We start from the raw sequence: 16373 nt of genomic DNA, 5'->3' as shown, positions 1-16373 counted from the left end.
AACGCTGCGCGGTGGCAGTTGGTAAATGTCGTGATTCGCCATAGTTGAGTGGCGTAGGCGCTGCTTGTCTCTAGATCGGCCGGGCGACCCCTCCGGCCGATCCCCCCGAGACCGGGCCCTCCGGCCCGCCTCCAGGAGGCAATGGTGCCCAGGAAACGCTGGACCGCGGCGACCGCGCTGGCGGCCACCGGAACACTCCTCACAGTCGGCCTCGCGGTCCCCGGACGAGCCGAACCGCCGCCTCCCCGCCCGAAGGCGCCCGGGGAGCACGCCGAACTCCCCGACAAGGACGCGCGGCCCGGGCGCCTCGCCCCGACGGGCCGCCAGGTGGACGCGGCCCGCGGCGTGACCGTGCGGTGGAACAGGCTCGGCACCCCCGCCTCGGTGACCGGCGCGGGACCGCTGGCCGGCGGCCTGCCCGGCGACCCGGAGAAGGCCGCCCGCGCGTACCTGGAGGGCCACCGGGACCTGTTCGGCCTCGACGCCGCCGCCGTCGGCGCGCTGGAGAAGGTCGCCGTCAACCCGATCGGTGAGGGCGCGGCCGTGCTGCTGCGCCAGCGGTTCGGCGGCCTGCCCGCCGGCTACGACGGGCTGGTGGCGGTCGGCGTGTCCGGCGGCGAGGTCGTCTCGGTCACCTCGACCCTGTCCCGGGACGGCGCCGCCCCGGCGCCCGCCACGCTCTCCCAGAAGGACGCGGTGGCCGCGGCCGGGCGGGACGCGGGCATCAGGGCGTCGGCCGGCGACCCGCGCAAGGCGCGGCTCGTCGCGGTGCCCACCGCCGAGGGCGTCCGCAGCGCCTACCAGGTCACCCTCATCGACGGCTCCGGCGCCGAGCCGAAGGCCGTCACCTCCTACGTCGACGCCCGGACCGGCTCGGTGCTCGTGCGGGAGAACCTCGTCGACCACGACAGCGACAACCCGCGCTGGGCGGTGTTCCCGGCGACCCCGTCCGGCGACTACTCGTCCCGCGACACCAGGCAGACCTGGTGCTTCGCCCCCGCGGCGGGGTGCGCCCCCGTCGGGGGCGACCCCTCCAGCGGACGTCCCTGGGACGTCGACCCCGCGACCGGCGCGTCCAGCACGACCAGCGTCGGCAACTCGGCGAGGACGTACGAGAACCGCGCGAGCAGTGATCCCTTCACGGTCGGGACCCGCACCAGCGCTCCCAGGCCCGACCGGAACTACACCTATCCGTGGACCAACCAGTGGCACACGAGCAAGTGCGACCCCGCGACGCTGGACAGCCCGCAGGAAGCGGACCTGGAAGCGGCCATCTCGAACCTGTTCGTCCAGCACAACCGCATGCACGACTGGTCCTACCGGCTCGGCTTCACCGAGTCGGCCTGGAACATGCAGGCCGACAACGGTGAGCGCGGCGGGCGGGGCGGCGACCCCGAGCAGGGCAACGCGCAGGCCGGGGCGCGGTTCCCGACCGTCCGCGACAACGCCAACCAGATCACGCCGCCGGACGGGACCCCCGCGATCACCAACATGTACCTGTGGCAGCCGGTCGCGGGCTCGTTCTACCCGCCGTGCACCGACGGCGACTTCGACATGAGCGTCATCGGGCACGAGTACACCCACGCCATCTCCGGGCGCATGATCGCCGGGCCGGACGCCGGGTGGAGCGGGCCGCAGGCGGGCGCGATGAACGAGAGCACCTCCGACCTGTTCGCCATGGAGTACCTCAACGAGTACGGGCTGCGCCAGCCCGGCGAGACGCCGTACGTCGTCGGCGGGTACGTCACCGGCGACCGGCGCGCCGGGATCCGCAACTACGACATGAGCCGGAGCCCGCTGAACTACGCCGACCTCGGCTACGACCTGGTCGGCACCCAGGTCCACGCCGACGGCGAGATCTGGACCGCGACCCAGTTCGACCTGCGCCAGGCGTTCGTCCGCCGGTACGGCGCCGGGAGCGCCGCGCTCCAGCGCAAGTGCGCCGACGGGGCCGTGCCGGTCGCGAAGTGCCCCGGCAACCGGCGGTGGGCGCAGGTGTCGTTCGACGCGCTGCTGCTCATGGCCGGCGGCGCCGTCAGCTACGTCGACCACCGCAACGCCCTGCTGGCCGCCGACACCATGCGCTTCGGCGGCAAGGACCACGAGATGATGTGGAAGGTCTTCGCCGAGCACGGCCTCGGCAAGGACGCCGCCAGCAACGGCCCCGCCGACGCCGACGCGACGCCGAGCTTCGCCTCGCCCCTGTCGCGCAACGCCCAGGTGCGGCTCACGCCGCTCGGGGACGCCAAGGGAGGCAAGGTCCGCCTGTACGTGGGCGACTACGAGGCCCGCGCGGTCCCCGTCGCCGACACCGACCCGGCGACCCCGCTCGGCGACACCGTCGCGCTCACCCCGGGCCGGTACTCCTTCGTCGCGGTGGGCGCGGGCTTCGGGCACCGCAGGTTCACCGCCTCGATCGGCGCGTCCCAGCGGACCCTGCCGGTCGTGATGTCCCGCAACGAGGCCGCGGGCGCCAACGGCGCGACGGCGACCGGCGACGGCGCGTCCCAGGCCGCGCTGCTGGACGAGACGGAGGCGACCAACTGGCAGTCGGTGACGGCCCCCGTCGCCGGGCGCCAGGTCACCGTCGACCTCGCCGGCGACCGTCCGGTCAGGGTCGGCCGGGTGCAGGTCAGCGCGATGCTGCGGCCGTCGGTGGCGGACGACCCGGAGGGCGCGGGCGGCGCGCAGAACCGGTTCACGGCGCTGCGCGCCTTCCGGCTGCTGGCCTGCGACGCCTCCAAGGCCGACTGCGCTCAGGCGGCCTCGTACCGCACCGTCTACACCAGCCCGTCCGACGCCTTCCCGGCCGACCGGCCGCGGCCCACGGCACCCGACCTGATCATGCGCTCGTTCGACCTGCGGGACGTCACCGCGACGCACCTGCGGTTCGAGGTGGTCTCCAGCCAGTGCACCGGCGCGCCGGCCTACGCGGGTGAGCAGGACAACGACCCGCGCTCCGGCACCGACTGCGCCACCGCGAGCCCGAGGGCGGGGATCGTCCGGGCCGCCGAGCTCCAGGCGTTCGCCCGGTAGGCGGACCGGCCAGGCGGGGGGCGGAGGACATCCGCCCCCCGCTTCGCCCTGCCCGGCGGGCGTGCCTCACCGCCCAGGCCAGCCGGTGTTGTCACCGGGTAACACCCCCGGATACCGTGCTGTCCATGACGAGTACGGCGGGCCGGCCGGGGCCCGGATCACGGCGTGATCCCGGCCGCCGCCGCGCCCTGCTGGAGGCCGCCGACCGGGTCATCCAGCGGGAGGGGCCCGAGGCGTCCATGGCCGCGATCGCCGCGGAGGCCGGGATCAGCAAGCCGATCCTGTACCGCCACTTCGGCGACAAGAGCGGCCTCTACCAGGCGCTGGCCGAGCGGCACACGCGCAAGCTGATCGAGGGGATCCGGGACGAGTTCTCCCGCGGCGACCCGATCCGCGACCGCACCCGCTCCACCATCGACACCTACCTGGCGACGATCTCCAAGAACCTCAACCTCTACCGGTTCCTCATGCACCGGGCGAGCGCCGAGGACACGGCCACGCACAGCGCGATGAGCACCATGATCCGGGACGTGAGCCGGGAGCTGGCCGAGGTGATGATCGCCGAGGGCGAGATGGCGGACCGCACCCGCGCCTACGTGTGGGGGCACGCGATCGTCGGCATGGTGCAGACGGCCGGCGACTGGTGGCTCGACCACTCCGGCGACGTGCCGCGCGAGGCCGTCGTGGACGGCCTCGTCGACCTCGTCCTCGGCGGGCTGCCCGCCGCCGCGTCCGAGGCCCGCGGCCCCCAGTTGTCCGACGACCCACGATTCCCGAGGTGACCGTGCAGACCGACGTGCAGACCCAGGCGCAGAGCGAGGCGCGGCCCGAGCCCGACGTGCGGACCGAGCGGCGCCCCTGGGGGCGCTTCGAGCGCTTCACGCTCAACGAGCCGTCCACCGTGAAGATCATCCACGTGGAGCCGGGGCAGCGGCTCAGCCTGCAGCGGCACCGGGACCGCGACGAGCTGTGGGTCGCGCTCGACCCCGGCGCGGTGTTCGAGGTGGCCGGGCGCCGCATCCTGCCGGAGGTGGGGGAGCGGGTGCTGATCCGCGCCGGTGACACCCACCGGCTCGGCTCGGACGGCCCGGCCGTGCGCGTCATGGAGATCGCCTTCGGCCGGTTCGACGAGGACGACATCGAGCGCCTCGAGGACGCCTACGGCCGCGCATGATCCGTCCCGGCCCGCCCGTCCGGCTCCGACCCTTCCCGGGGCGGGGCCGTGGTCCCGGCGCCGTCGGCGAAATGGCAGGCGACCGCCTGGGGCGGCCCGCCCCGCGGGACGAGCGCCGGCGTCTCCCGCTCGCAGACGTCGGCCGCCATGTAGCAGCGGGTGCGGAACCGGCACCCGCTCGGCGGCTCGGCCGGGGACGGCACCTCCCCGCGCAGCACGATCTCCCCGGCGCCGTCGTCCGGCCGGTCGCGGACGGACGGCGCCGCCGACAGCAGCGCCCGCGTGTAGGGGTGCTGCGGGTCGCCGAACACCTCGGCGGCCGGGCCCTGCTCCACGACCGTCCCGAGGTACATGACGGCGACGTCGTGGGCGATGTGCCGGACCACGTCCAGGTCGTGGGAGATGAACAGGTACGCCACGCCCAGTTCGGCCTGCAGGTCGGCCATCAGGTTGAGGATCTGCGCGCGGACCGACACGTCCAGCGCGGACACGGCCTCGTCGCACACCAGGAGCTTCGGCCGCAGCGCCAGGGCGCGGGCGATCGCCACCCGCTGGCACTGGCCGCCCGACAGCTGGTGCAGGTGCCGCTGCCCGTGCTCCAGGCTCAGCCCCACGAGGTCGAGCAGCCGCGCGACCTCGGCGTCCTCCCGGTCGCGCGGCACGATCCCGGGATGGACGCGCCAGCCCTCGGCGACGACGGCGGCGACGGTCATCCTCGGGTTCAGCGACGTGTAGGGGTCCTGGAAGACCATCTGCAGGTCGCGGCTCATCCTGCGGCGCCGCCGGGCGGGCACCGACGCCAGGTCCGCGCCCGCGAACTCGATCGACCCGGCGAACGCGGGGCGCAGCCCGACCACGGCCCGCGCCAGCGTCGACTTGCCGCAGCCGGACTCGCCGACGACGCCGAGCGTCCGCCCGGCCCGGACGGCCAGGTCGATCCCGGCGACGACCGGCACCCGCCGCCGCCCGAACCCGTGCCGGCCGGGGCGCTCGTACCCCGCCTCCAGGCCGCTGACCTTGAGCACGACCTCGGTGTCCTGGGCGGTGGCCGTCATCGGGGCTCCTCGCTGGGCCGGGAGGCGGCGACCTCCGCGGAGTGGTGGCAGGCGACGGCGCGGTCGCCGTCCTCGGTGAGCGGCGGATCGTCGGTGCGGCACCTCTCGGTCGCGAACGGGCAGCGCGGGTGGAACGCGCAGCCGCCGGGCCGGTGCCGCGGGTCCGGCGGGACGCCCTCGATCGGCTTGAGGCGCCCGCCCGACCCGGCGTCCGGCACGGCCTCCAGCAGCCCGAGCGTGTACGGGTGGGCGGGCCGCGTGTAGACGGCGTCCAGCGGGCCGCGCTCCACGATCCGCCCGGCGTACATGACCGCGACGTCCTGCGCGACCCGCGCCACGACGCCGAGGTCGTGCGAGACCAGCAGCGTCGCGAGGTCCGCCTCCCGCTGCCGCCGCGCGAGCAGCCGCAGGATCTGCGCCTGCACGGTGACGTCGAGCGCCGTGGTCGGCTCGTCGGCGAGCAGGACCGACGGGCCGAGCGCGAGCGCCATCGCGATCACCGCGCGCTGCCGCATGCCGCCGGAGAACTCGTGCGGGTGGTCGCCGTAGCGGCCCTCGGCGTCGGCGATCCCGACCTCGCGCATGAGCGCGACCGCCCGCTCCCGGGCCTCCCGCCGGCCGAGGCCGAGGCGCCGCCGGAAGGGCTCGGCGATCTGGGCGCCGACGGCGAAGCCGGGATTCAGCGCCGCCATCGGATCCTGGAAGACCATCGCGACGCGGCTGCCGCGCGTCTCACGCCAGCGCCGGGCGGAGAACCCGGCTGTGTCCTCGCCGTCCAGGACGACGGCGCCGGACATGACCTCCGCGCCGGGCGGGAGCAGCCCGATGAGCGCGAGCGACGTCAGGCTCTTGCCGCTGCCCGACTCGCCGACCAGGGCGAGGACGCGGCCGCGCCGCAGCCGCAGGCCGACGCCCCGCACGACCGGCGTGACCTGCCGGCCGGAGCGGAAGCCGATGTGCACGTCGCGCAGCTCCGCGGCCACCTCCCCGGCGGCCGGGGCGTGCGCGTGATCAACGGCTGGAACGGTCATCGGGGTTCCTTCGTGGAGGCCCCCGCCTTCAGGCTGGGGAGGAAACGGACTCCTGTGGAGCGGAATGGAGGAGTCAGGGCGTTTCGGCGTCCGCCGGATCGGCTCGAAGCGCAGCTGCTAGAACGTGCGTCATGGCGCGGCAGGTCAGGCGGGCGTTCAAGTACCGCTTCTACCCCACCGTCGAGCAGGCGGCCGAGCTGTCGCGCACCTTCGGGTGTGTGCGGCTGGTGTACAACAAGGCGCTGGAGGAACGCACCCGAGCCTGGTGCGGCGAGCAACGCCGCATCTCCTATGTGGAGTCCTCGGCCGCGCTGACGCACTGGAAGAAGACCCCCGAACTGGCCTTCCTCGCGGAGGTGTCGTGCGTTCCGCTGCAGCAGGCGCTGCGGCATCTGCAGACGGCGTTCAGCAACTTCTTCGCTAAGCGGGCCGCCCATCCGCGGTTCAAGTCGCGCAAGCGGTCGCGCGCCTCGGCCGAGTACACCCGCAGCGCCTTCACCTGGCGCGACGGGCACCTCACGCTGGCGAAGATGGCCGAACCCCTGGACGTCCGCTGGTCGCGTCCACTGCCTGAGGGAGCTGAGCCGAGCACGGTGACGGTGTCGCGCGACAGCGCCAACCCCCGGCACGAGCGCCGTGACCGCGCCCGCCTGGCCAGAGCGCAGCGGGAACTGTCGCGCAAAGCCCCGGGTTCGGCGAACCGGGACAAGGCCCGCCGCAGACTTGCCCGCGTGCATGCGCGGATCGCCGACCGGCGTCGCGACTTCCTGCACAAGCTGTCGACCCGTCTCGTCCGTGAGAACCAAACGGTCGTGATCGAAGACCTCACCGTCGGCAACCTGCTCAAGAACCGCACGCTCGCCCGCGCCATCTCCGATGCCGCGTGGCGGGAACTGCGGACGATGCTGGAGTACAAGTGCGCCTGGTACGGGCGCGACCTGGTCGTGATCGACCGCTGGTTCCCCTCCTCCAAGCTCTGCGGGGCCTGCGGCACGGTTCGCGCCGAGTTGCCGCTGGACGTCCGAGAATGGACGTGCGGGTGCGGCAGCCTGCATGACCGCGACGTCAACGCCGCGCGCAACATCCTGACCGCCGGGCTGGCGGTGACCGCCTGTGGAGACGGTGTAAGACCTCAACGGGACACCTCCCGGACGGGGCGGTCGTCGGCGAAGCAGGAAACCCAGCGGGCGACCGCTGGAATCCCCTGCCTGTAGGCGGGAGAGGAAGTCAACGTCTTGCCGTAGATCCTCGGTGGAGTCCGGCAGCCACAGCAGGTCGTGGGGGAGCGGCCTGCCCCGCTCGTCCAGGTAGGAGAACCTGCGGGCGTCGTAGGTGAAGCGTCCGGCGCCGGACTTGAGCGGGTAGCCCTCCTGGGGTGCCTGGTGCCCGCCCAGCCGGCGGGCATCCGTGCCCGCAGGTGTTGTAGGTCGCGATCCGCAGGTCGAGCTTGCGGTGCGCGCCGGGGCCCTCGGCGGCCTGCACGCCCGCGGCGGGGACGAGCAGGGCCGCGGCGGCGAGAGCGGCGGTCAGAGGCGCGAGCGGAGGGACGCGTGGTCCTCGTGGGAGGGGCCCCTCCCTTGTCGAAGGCGCCACATGAAGCCGAAAAGAAGACGACCCGGCCGTCCGCGTGAGCGGACGACCGGGCCGTCGCCGTGCTTAGCCCGTGGCCGGGCGGGATCAGGTGCTGGAGCTGAGCTCCAGGTCCTTGACCCTCGGGTCGCCCTCGTCGGCGAGGTAGTCCGCCGCGCGCGTGGCGTCCTCGCCGTCCGCGAGCTTGGCCGCCCGGCAGACCAGGGTGCCGGCGACCGCGACCACCACGTTGACGGCGAGCGCCAGCATGCCGGTGTAGATCGTCGTCTTGGTGTCCAGGCCGAGGTCGCTCAGCGGGTAGGCCGAACCGCCGAAGTGCTCCTTGCCCTTCACCGGGTTCGGGATCTGGTACAGCATCCACAGGCCCGCCGCCATGCCGGCGGCCCAGCCGGCGATGAGGGCGCCGCGGTGGAACCAGCGGGTGAGCAGGCCGAGCCCCACCGCCGGCAGCGTCTGCAGGATGATGACGCCGCCGATGAGCTGCAGGTCGATGGAGAACTCGGGGTCGAGCGCGAGGATGCACAGGACCGCGCCCGCCTTGACGATCAGCGAGACCAGCTTGCTGACCGTGGCCTCCTGCTTCGCGGTGGCGTCCCGGTTGATGTACTCCTTGTAGATGTTGCGGGTGAACAGGTTCGCCGCGGCGATCGACATGATCGCGGCCGGGACCAGCGCGCCGATGCCGACGGCGGCGAACGCCACGCCGGCGAACCAGTCGGGGAACATGTGGTCGAACAGCAGCGGGACCACGGTGTTGGTGTCGGGCTTGCCGCCCGTGCTGACCGGCTTCACGCCCGCGGCGATGGCCATGTAGCCGAGCAGCGCGATCAGGCCCAGCACGAAGCTGTAGGCGGGCAGCGCCGCCATGTTGCGCTTGATCACGTTGCGGTTCTTGCTGGCCAGCACGCCGGTGATGCTGTGCGGGTAGAGGAACAGCGCCATCGCCGAGCCGAGCGCCAGCATCGCGTAGTTGAGCTGGCCGCTTCCGGCGATGGTGATGCCGTCGCCGGGCGCGGGCGTCTTGTCGAACTTGGCCTTGGCGGCGTCGAAGATGTCGCCCCAGCCGCCGAGTTTGGCCGGGATGTACAGCACCGCGACGATGATGACCAGGTAGATCAGCACGTCCTTGACGAAGGCGATCAGCGCGGGCGCGCGCAGCCCGGACTGGTAGGTGTAGGCGGCCAGGATCACGAACGCGATGATGATCGGCCAGTGCCCGTTCACGCCCATCGCCTTCAGCACCGCCTCGATGCCGACCAGCTGCAGCGCGATGTAGGGCATCGTGGCGACGATGCCGGTGATCGCGACGACGAGCGCCAGTGTCGGGGAGCCGAACCGGGCCCGGACGAAGTCGGCCGGCGTCACGAAGCCGTGCACGTGCGAGACCGACCAGAGCTTGATCAGGACCAGGAACACCAGCGGGTACACGACGATCGTGTAGGGGACGGCGAAGAACCCGGCGGCGCCGGCGCCGAACACCAGGGCCGGGACGGCCACGAACGTGTAGGCGGTGTAGAGGTCGCCGCCGATCAGGAACCAGGTGATCCAGCTGCCGAAGCTGCGGCCGCCCAGGCCCCATTCGTCCAGGCTGTGCATGGAGTCGGGCCGCCGCCACCGGGCGGCGACGAAGCCCATCCCGCTGACCAGCAGGAACAGGACGGCGAATACGATGATCTCGGTGAGGTGGTCGCGTGCCATCGGCTCAGCCCCGCTTCTTCGTCATCTGGTACACGAGGACGGTGCAGGCGACGCCCAGCGGGATGAAGGCCAGCTGGATCCAGTAGAAGGCGGGAAAGCCCGCGAGGCGGGGCTTGTCGCTGTTGTAGAGCAGGGTGAGCAGCGGGATCGCCACGGGGATGATCAGCAGCCAGTTCCACGGGCTCCGATCGGTGCGGTCGGAGCCCGGCGGCGGGGGCTGGGTCGGAGTCGGTTCCCGGGAGTCGTCGGGAGTCATGGGGGTCCTCCTCGTCTTGCCCGCGCACGGCCCGCCCGGATCGCGAGGCGGCACCGTGCCGGGGGTGCGGCCGGGCGAGCCTACACACCCGCTGGTCACAGCCTGATATCGGCTTCGGCACGAGTTCGATGGATCGTTCCAGCTCAGGAAGGGCCAGGTAGGAGCCGGTCTCCGCGTGCGAGCAGACCCTCGCGCATGCGCCCGTGGTAACCTCGCCGCATGCGAACCCCAGCCTCCCGGTGGTGGTGGCGCCGCTGAGGCGGTGCCGGTTCGCGCATGTTCCAGACCAGGCGACCGCCCTCACCCGGCGGTCGTTTCGCGTTTTCGCCGCCCGGTGGGGGCCCGACATGAGGGGCCACCGCGGTGGAGACCGTCTCACGACAGCCGCTGACCAGCGAGTTCGTCACGGCCGGGGGAGTACGGGTGAGCCGTACGGCGACCCCGGTCGACTCCGAGCGCAAGTCCGATGTGCTGAACGCCCTCGTCGCCGCCGTGGGGGAGCGGCGCGGCGGCGTGCTCAGCTCCGGCATGGAGTACCCGGGCCGCTACAGCCGCTGGCACATGGCCTACGCCGACCCCTGCCTGGAGATCGTCGCACGCGGCCGGACGGTCGCCGTCCGGCCGCTGAACGGGCGCGGCCGGGTCCTGCTGCCGGCCCTGGCGGGCGCGCTGCGCGCCGCCGGCGAGGTGCGGGCCGACGAGCCCGGGCTGTTCGAGCTCTTCGTCCCCGAGTCGGAGGAGTTCTTCGCCGAGGAGGAGCGCAGCCGACGGCCGACCGTCTTCACCGCGCTGCGCGCCGTCGTCGACCTGTTCCGCTGCGACGACCCCCACCTCGGCCTCTACGGGGCGTTCGGGTACGACCTGTCGCTGCAGTTCGAGCCGCTGCGGACCCGGCTGGAGCGACCTGACGACCAGCGCGACCTCGTCCTGCACCTGCCCGACGAGATGGTCGTCGTCGACCGCAAGCGCGAGACCTCGCACCGGATCTCCTACGAGTTCGAGGTGGGCGGGGCGGGCACCGCGGGGCTGCCGCGCGACACCGGGGCGACGCCGGTGCGGCGGTGCGGGGACCTCCCGCCGCAGCCCGTCCCCGGCGTGTACGCGCAGATGGTGCGCGACGCCAAGGAGAAGTTCGTCAGGGGCGACCTGTTCGAGGTCACGCCGGGCCACGCGATGTACGGGCGCTGCGACGCGCCCGCGGCGTTCTTCGAGCGGCTGCGCGAGTCCAATCCGGCGCCGTACGAGTTCTTGTTCAACCTCGGCGAGGGCGAGTTCCTGGTCGGCGCGTCGCCGGAGATGTTCGTCCGGGTCAGCGGCGACCGCGTCGAGACGTGCCCGATCGCGGGGACCATCAGGCGCGGCGGCGACCCCCTGGAGGACGCCGAGCAGATCCGCACGATCCTGTCCTCGGCGAAGGACGAGTCCGAGCTGACCATGTGCACCGACGTGGACCGCAACGACAAGTCGCGGATCTGCGTGCCCGGCAGCGTGCGCGTCCTCGGCCGCCGGCAGATCGAGATCTACTCCCGCCTGATCCACACCGTCGACCACATCGAGGGGCGGCTGCGGCCGGGCTTCGACGCGCTCGACGCCTTCCTCACCCACATGTGGGCGGTGACGGTCACCGGGGCGCCCAAGGCGTGGGCGATGCAGTTCATCGAGGACCACGAGGACTCGCCCCGCCGCTGGTACGGCGGCGCGGTCGGCTTCGTCGGCTTCGACGGCTCGATGAACACCGGCCTCACGCTGCGGACCGCGCAGATCCGCGACGGCGTCGCCACCGTCCGGGCCGGGGCCACGCTGCTCTACGACTCCGACCCGGACGAGGAGGAGCGCGAGACGCACCTCAAGGCCAGCGCGCTGCTGAGCGCGCTCGCCGCCGCGCGGAAGGGCGCCGGGACCGCCGCGCCGCAGGAGGCCCCGCTCCCCGCGCAGCCGGGCGAGGGCCTCACGGTCCTGCTGGTCGACCACGAGGACTCGTTCGTCAACACCCTCGCCGACTACTTCCGGCAGCACGGCGCCTCCGTGGTGACCCTCCGGCACGGCTTCCCGGTGCGGATGCTGGACGAGTACGCGCCCGACCTGGTGGTGCTGTCGCCGGGGCCCGGGCGCCCGCAGGACTTCGGCACCCGCGCGCTGCTGGACGAGCTGGGCGCCCGGGGCCTGCCGGTCTTCGGCGTCTGCCTCGGGCTGCAGGCGATGGTCGAGCACGCGGGCGGCGAGCTGGCGCTGCTGCCGGAGCCGTCCCACGGCAAGCCGGGCCAGGTGAAGGTGACGGGCGGCGAGCTGTTCGAGGGGCTGCCGGACGACTTCACCGCCGCCCGCTACCACTCGCTGCACGCCACGCCCGACGGGGTGAAGGGGTTCCAGGTCACGGCGCTGACCGGGGACGTCGTCATGGCGATCGAGGACCCCGAGCGGCGGCGCTGGGCCGTCCAGTTCCATCCGGAGTCGATCCTCACCGCGGCCGGGGGCGCCGGGCACCGCATCGTCGCCAACGTCCTGCGCCTGTGCCGTCCCCAAGGCTGAGGACCTGGGACGGGGCCCACTAGTTCCGAAGCACTAGGAATCCTTGGCGGGAATTGGTCCTGAGGTTCCTGTCGCGGCCCCCGCCGCGACGGAAGACTTGTTCCCGGCCACACCGCGCCGCCTTCCGCGCCGCGGGTGATCGCCGTTATCCCGGCGTCGGGGGGAGGCCCGTCCTCCCCCCGACACCAAAACGGGTAATTCGGTCATCCACAACGAGATGGTGGTTTCTTGGCGTTCTCTGGGGGGACGCCGGGGGCCATGATGACAATCCTGTGGCTCATCGCGGTCATCCTGGTGATCGCCGGCATCTACGTGATCCTCGCGCGGCGCGACCTGCTGTGGGGGATCGTCCTCATCGTCGTCGGGCTGCTCGTCGGGCCCGGCGGGGTGAGCATCTTCACCTGACCGAAAACGCGGCCGACCGGGACGAAACCCTGACGTGACCTGTCAGGTTTCGGTGCCAGCATCGTCCCCATGAGCCGTGCACTGAAGGGAAAGACCGCACTGGTCGCGGGCGCCACGCGCGGGGCCGGACGGGGCATCGCCGTCCAGCTCGGCGCCGCGGGCGCGACCGTGTACGTGACGGGACGGTCCACCCGGACCCACCGGTCGGAGATGGACCGTCCCGAGACGATCGAGGAGACCGCCGAGCTGGTCACCGCCGCGGGCGGCGAGGGCGTCGCCGTCCAGGTCGACCACCTCGACCCGGCGCGGGTCGCCGCCCTCGTCCGCCGCATCGACGACGAGCGCGGCCGGCTGGACGTCCTCGTCAACGACGTGTGGGGCGGCGACCGCCTCTTCCAGTTCGGCAAGCCGCTGTGGGAGCAGTCCCTGGAGGACGGCCTGCACATGCTCAGGCTGGCCGTCGACACCCACGCCATCACCAGCCACCACGCCCTGCCGCTGCTGATCCGCCAGCCCGGTGGGCTGGTCGTGGAGGTCACCGACGGGACCGCCGAGTACAACGCGGCCTACCGCAAGGAATGCGGCCTGTTCTACGACCTCGCCAAGAGCGCCGTCATCCGGATGGCGCTCGCCCAGTCGGTGGAGATTGCCCCGTACGGCGCGACGGCCGTCTCGCTGACGCCGGGATGGCTCCGCTCCGAGGCGATGCTCGACAACTACGGCGTCACCGAGGAGAACTGGCTCGACGCCACGAAGACGACCCCGCACTTCGCGATCTCCGAGACGCCGGCGTTCGTGGGACGCGCCGTCGCGGCCCTCGCCGCCGATCCCGACCGGGCCCGCTGGAACGGCGCGTCGCTGTCCAGCGGCGGCCTCGCCCAGGTCTACGGGTTCACCGACGTGGACGGCAGCCGCCCCGACGCCTGGCGCTACATCGTCGAGGTCCAGGGCGCGGGCCTTCCCGCCGACGTCACCGGCTACCGGTAGCGGCGGGGCCGGCCGCCGGTTTGAGGGCGCGCTGACCGGTTATCGGCGTGGAGAGAGGCGAAAGGAGGAGCCATGCCGATGACGAACAAGAGCGGCGAGCCGCGCAAGGGTGAGCTTCCCGGCACGCTCCAGCGCTCTCCGAAGGAGGCCCAGGAGACCTTCGCCAAGGCCCACGACTCCGCCGTCGAGACCTACGGCGAGGGGGAGCGGGCGCACCGCACCGCCTACTCGGCGCTCAAGCACAAGTTCGAGAAGCGCGGCGACCGGTGGGTGCCGAAGGGGCACAAGGGGCCGTCGGACCCGCGGGCGAAGAACCCCGACGCGCGCCGCGGCAAGGGCAGGAGCTTCGGCGGCGTGGACTACGAGGGCAGCAGCAAGCGGGAGCTGTACGAGCGCGCCGCCGACCTCGACGTCCAGGGCCGCTCGAAGATGACCAAGGCGGAGCTGGCGGAGGCGATCGCCCGCAAGCAGGACTAGCCGCCGCCGGCGGGGCCGCGTCCGCGGCGGCTAGTCCGCCGACAGGTACAGCTCCGCGAGCCGGGCGGCGTTGTCGGCCATCCGCTCCCGCAGCTCCGGCGGCGCGAGCACCTCGACCTCCGCCCCGAGCCGCATCAGCTCGGACGCCGCGACGACCGTCGACTCGACCGGCAGCGTCGTCACCACCCATCCCCGCTCGTCGGGCTCGCCGGCGGCCGCGGCCGCCTCCTGGGCCGCGTGCGGCTGGACGGCGTACCGCAGGATCCGCATGCCGGCGGGGGACAGGCGCACCGTGGCCTCCTCGCGCAGCATCGACCGCACGAAGGCGGCGGCCTGCCCGCGCCAGTGCTCCGCGAGGTCGAAGTCCTCGTCGCGCTGGAAGAACTCCCCGGTGGGGCGGACGGCGGCGACGCGGTCCACCCGGTAGGTGCGGTGCGCGCCGCCGACCCGCGCGACCAGGTACCAGGTGCCGTTCTTGAGGACGAGCCCGTGCGGCTCGGCCGTCCGGACGACCTCGGAGCCCTTGCGGCGGTAGCGCAGCTCCACGGTCTCGTCGTCCCACACGGCGCGGGCGAGGTCGCGCAGCAGCGGCGGCGGCCCGCTCTCGCCGAACCAGCCCGGCGCGTCGAGGTGGAACCGCTGGTTCGCGCGGGCGGGCGCGTCCCGCAGCGCCCTCGGCAGCGCGGCGAGGACCTTCAGCTCGGCCGCCGCGAGCGCGTCGGCCCGCCCCATGTCCCCGGCCGGGCCGGGCAGCCCGGACAGGAACAGCGCCTCGGCCTCCTCGCGGGTGAGGCCGGTGAGCCGCGTCCGGTACCCGCCGAGCAGCCGGTACCCGCCGCCGCGGCCCTGGTCGGCGTAGACCGGCACCCCGGCCGCCGACAGCGCCTCCATGTCCCGGTACACGGTGCGCTCGGACACCTCGAGCTCGCGGGCCAGCTCGCCGGCCGTCATCGTCTCCCGCGACTGCAGCAGGAGCACGGCGGAGATCAGTCGGGCGGCGCGCACGGGACCATCCTGCCGAACGGAGGGGTTTCTGACAATTTCGTGGGAGGTTCGGCGGGTTCGCCTGTTCCGGCAGGTCGGATCGCTGTTAGCTTCGCGGCGTGCCTACCGACAACACCAGCATCGCGGCGTTCATCGACGCCCTCCCGAAGGTCGAGCTCCACGTCCACCTCGTGGGCTCCGCCTCCGTCCCGACCGTCCTGGAGCTCGCCCGCCGCCACCCGGACGGGCCCGTCCCCGTCGACGAGCGCGAGCTGCGCGCCTTCTACGAGTTCCGCGACTTCCCGCACTTCGCCGAGGTGTACGAGTCGGTGTCCAGCCTGGTCCGGACGCCCGAGGACGTCGGCACCCTCGTGTCCGGCGTCGCCCGCGACCTCGCCGCGCAGAACGTCCGGTACGTCGAGCTGACCGTCACGCCCTACACCCACCAGCGGGCCGGCATGCCGATGCCCGCGGTGACCGAGGCGCTCGACCTCGCCGCCCGCGAGGCCCGCGACCGGCTCGGCATCCGCGTCGCCTACATCTTCGACATCCCGGGCGAGTTCGGCGCCGACGGCGCCCGCGGCACCCTCGACCACGCCCTGCGGCATCCGCCGGAGGCGCTCGTCGGGTTCGGGATCGGCGGCATCGAGCAGTGCCGCCCGCCGCACCGGGACGCGTTCCGCGACGCGTTCGCCGCGGCCCGCGCCGCCGGGCTGCGCAGCCTCCCGCACGCGGGGGAGATGACCGGCCCGGAGACGATCTGGGAGGCCCTGGAGGGCCTCGGCGCCGAGCGCATCGGCCACGGCACCAGCTGCCTGGACGACCCCCGCCTCGTCGCCCACCTGCGCGAGACGCAGCTGCCGCTGGAGGTGTGCCCGACCTCCAACGTCTGCACCGGCCAGGTCGCCGACCTCGCCGCGCACCCGCTGCCGCGGATGCTGGAGGAGGGGCTGTTCGTCACCCTGAACAGCGACGACCCGCCGATGTTCAACACGACCCTCACCGGCGAGTACCGCGTCGCCGCCGAGGCGTTCGGGCTCGGCCGCGCCGAACTGGCGTCCCTGGCCCGCAACGCCGTGGAGGCCTCGTCGCTGGACGGCGAGGGACGCAAGGCGGTCATCGCCGACATCGACGCGCTGGGCTGAGCCCGG

At 73.2% G+C, this 16373-nt stretch carries 14 protein-coding genes; 9 read left to right on the top strand and 5 right to left on the bottom strand.

Annotation, left to right across the window (positions count from 1 at the left end; all coding sequences use genetic code 11):
- The first annotated feature begins 141 nt into the window (after positions 1–141).
- The 3 genes from K4S16_RS10565 (at position 142) to K4S16_RS10555 (ending at position 4210) form a co-directional block, all read left to right on the top strand.
- Positions 142–3036, top strand: coding sequence for a M36 family metallopeptidase (locus tag K4S16_RS10565; RefSeq protein ID WP_149258655.1), 2895 nt, complete (start codon positions 142–144; stop codon positions 3034–3036).
- A 125-nt stretch (positions 3037–3161) separates the two neighbouring features.
- Positions 3162–3818 carry a TetR family transcriptional regulator gene (locus K4S16_RS10560; protein WP_149258654.1) on the top strand — a complete coding sequence of 219 codons (657 nt, stop codon included), beginning with the start codon at positions 3162–3164 and terminating at the stop codon, positions 3816–3818.
- Positions 3815–4210 carry a phosphomannose isomerase type II C-terminal cupin domain gene (locus tag K4S16_RS10555; RefSeq protein ID WP_235036696.1) on the top strand — a complete coding sequence of 132 codons (396 nt, stop codon included), beginning with the start codon at positions 3815–3817 and terminating at the stop codon, positions 4208–4210. Before K4S16_RS10560 ends, K4S16_RS10555 begins: the two co-directional genes overlap by 4 nt.
- On the opposite strand, the gene K4S16_RS10550 is transcribed toward K4S16_RS10555, so the two are convergent.
- Positions 4195–5265: an ABC transporter ATP-binding protein gene (locus tag K4S16_RS10550; RefSeq protein ID WP_149258653.1), complete on the bottom strand. Its 1071-nt coding sequence runs from the start codon at positions 5263–5265 to the stop codon at positions 4195–4197. The two genes, K4S16_RS10555 and K4S16_RS10550, sit on opposite strands and share 16 nt — an antisense overlap.
- On the bottom strand, positions 5262–6296 hold the full coding sequence (locus K4S16_RS10545) for an ABC transporter ATP-binding protein (protein ID WP_149258652.1): 1035 nt from the start codon (positions 6294–6296) through the stop codon (positions 5262–5264). Before K4S16_RS10545 ends, K4S16_RS10550 begins: the two co-directional genes overlap by 4 nt.
- A 131-nt stretch (positions 6297–6427) precedes the next feature.
- On the opposite strand from K4S16_RS10545, the gene K4S16_RS10540 reads away from it, so the two are divergent.
- Positions 6428–7510: an RNA-guided endonuclease TnpB family protein gene (locus K4S16_RS10540; protein WP_149258651.1), complete on the top strand. Its 1083-nt coding sequence runs from the start codon at positions 6428–6430 to the stop codon at positions 7508–7510.
- Between the two features lie 463 nt (positions 7511–7973).
- Here the strand turns inward: K4S16_RS10540 and mctP are convergent, their stop codons facing one another.
- Positions 7974–9584 carry a monocarboxylate uptake permease MctP gene (gene mctP / locus K4S16_RS10535; RefSeq protein ID WP_149258650.1) on the bottom strand — a complete coding sequence of 537 codons (1611 nt, stop codon included), beginning with the start codon at positions 9582–9584 and terminating at the stop codon, positions 7974–7976.
- Positions 9585–9588: 4 nt separating this feature from the next.
- Complete coding sequence (locus K4S16_RS10530; protein WP_149258649.1) at positions 9589–9840, bottom strand: DUF3311 domain-containing protein; 252 nt, start codon at positions 9838–9840, stop codon at positions 9589–9591.
- 363 nt (positions 9841–10203) lie between these two features.
- On the opposite strand from K4S16_RS10530, the gene K4S16_RS10525 reads away from it, so the two are divergent.
- The 4 genes from K4S16_RS10525 (at position 10204) to K4S16_RS10515 (ending at position 14238) form a co-directional block, all read left to right on the top strand.
- Entirely contained in the window at positions 10204–12369 is a 2166-nt protein-coding gene (locus K4S16_RS10525; protein ID WP_149258648.1) for an anthranilate synthase component I, read from the top strand.
- Between the two features lie 258 nt (positions 12370–12627).
- Positions 12628–12774 carry a GPGG-motif small membrane protein gene (locus K4S16_RS45035; protein ID WP_165959128.1) on the top strand — a complete coding sequence of 49 codons (147 nt, stop codon included), beginning with the start codon at positions 12628–12630 and terminating at the stop codon, positions 12772–12774.
- A 69-nt stretch (positions 12775–12843) separates the two neighbouring features.
- Positions 12844–13761 carry an SDR family oxidoreductase gene (locus K4S16_RS10520; protein ID WP_149258647.1) on the top strand — a complete coding sequence of 306 codons (918 nt, stop codon included), beginning with the start codon at positions 12844–12846 and terminating at the stop codon, positions 13759–13761.
- 72 nt (positions 13762–13833) lie between these two features.
- On the top strand, positions 13834–14238 hold the full coding sequence (locus K4S16_RS10515; protein WP_149258646.1) for a ChaB family protein: 405 nt from the start codon (positions 13834–13836) through the stop codon (positions 14236–14238).
- Between the two features lie 30 nt (positions 14239–14268).
- Here the strand turns inward: K4S16_RS10515 and K4S16_RS10510 are convergent, their stop codons facing one another.
- Entirely contained in the window at positions 14269–15243 is a 975-nt protein-coding gene (locus K4S16_RS10510) for a YafY family protein (RefSeq protein ID WP_149258645.1), read from the bottom strand.
- Positions 15244–15341: 98 nt separating this feature from the next.
- Here K4S16_RS10510 and add point away from each other — a divergent pair, with 98 nt between their 5' ends.
- Positions 15342–16367: an adenosine deaminase gene (gene add, locus K4S16_RS10505; RefSeq protein ID WP_200841789.1), complete on the top strand. Its 1026-nt coding sequence runs from the start codon at positions 15342–15344 to the stop codon at positions 16365–16367.
- Positions 16368–16373 lie beyond the last annotated feature (6 nt).

The organism is Actinomadura sp. K4S16 (assembly GCF_008327685.1).
Classification (GTDB): Bacteria; Actinomycetota; Actinomycetes; order Streptosporangiales; family Streptosporangiaceae; genus Spirillospora.
The sequence above is the reverse complement of the archived record's forward strand: the minus strand, read 5'-3'. Positions and strand labels throughout refer to the sequence as shown.